The organism is Pollutimonas rozaliensis (assembly GCF_048751585.1).
Taxonomy (GTDB): Bacteria; Pseudomonadota; Gammaproteobacteria; order Burkholderiales; family Burkholderiaceae_B.
In genome coordinates this window covers 1-275 of record NZ_JAZHOB010000099.1, presented here as the reverse complement: position 1 = coordinate 275, position 275 = coordinate 1, and the positions used below count along the sequence as shown (strand labels likewise).

The 275-nt window shown below is 53.8% G+C and carries 1 pseudogene; it reads right to left on the bottom strand.

Annotated features, from left to right (window positions below):
- A pseudogene (locus V0R37_RS22135) lies at positions 1-275 on the bottom strand (phosphopentomutase); the annotation flags it as partial.

Here is a 275-nt window from a genome sequence, read left to right as displayed (position 1 = left end):
CATGAAAACCGGTAAGCCGATTTTCATGTGCTCTTCGCCCAAATCGTCCAGCACTTGGGTGCCTGACGCATGACAGTTACCCAAATAGCCCGGCAGCTTGGCACGCTCGACAATACGATCCAGCAACGCTTGCGGGAAGCTATTGGTCTGGTCAGTGAAGTAACCCCAATCAAATAGCACGGGGACACCGGCAATTTCCCAGTGGCCAGACGGGGTGTCTTTACCAGATGACAACTCTTTTGCGTGCGCATAGGCACCGATGATCTCTGCGTTGG